At 68.5% G+C, this 426-nt stretch carries 1 protein-coding gene; it reads left to right on the forward strand.

Annotated elements, in window-relative coordinates:
- Positions 1-407, forward strand: a 407-nt coding sequence (locus ACLBX8_RS31630) for an IS5 family transposase (RefSeq protein WP_447716409.1), incomplete at its 5' end; no start/stop codon positions are given.
- Positions 408-426 lie beyond the last annotated feature (19 nt).

The following is a 426-nucleotide window of genomic DNA, read 5'->3' on the forward strand; positions in this document are numbered from 1 at the left end:
ATCTGCGTGCCGAGGGCGGGGGTAAGCCGATCACGGCGGTGCTGACGGCGGGCGAGCGGCACGAGCAGTTTGCGTTGGATGCTCTCATGGACAAGGGCGCGGTGCCACGTCCAGGGCGGGGCCGCCCGCGCCTACGTCCCCGGCGGATGGCAGGCGACCGGGGCTACTCCAGTCCGCCGGCCCGTCGTCGCCTCCGACAACGCCGGGTCGAGCCGGTGATCCCCACCCGCAAGGATCAGCCCCGCCAGCTCGATTTCGACAAAGCCGCCTACCGCGAGCGCAACAAGGTCGAGCGGTTGATCGGCCGGCTCAAGCAGTATCGCCGCATCGCCACCCGCTACGAGAAGCGAGCCGCGAACTACCTCGCCATGGTCACGCTCGGCATGACCATGCTCTGGCTCAGATGACTTTGCAGAGACGCCCTAG

The organism is Methylobacterium sp. D48H (assembly GCF_053345715.1).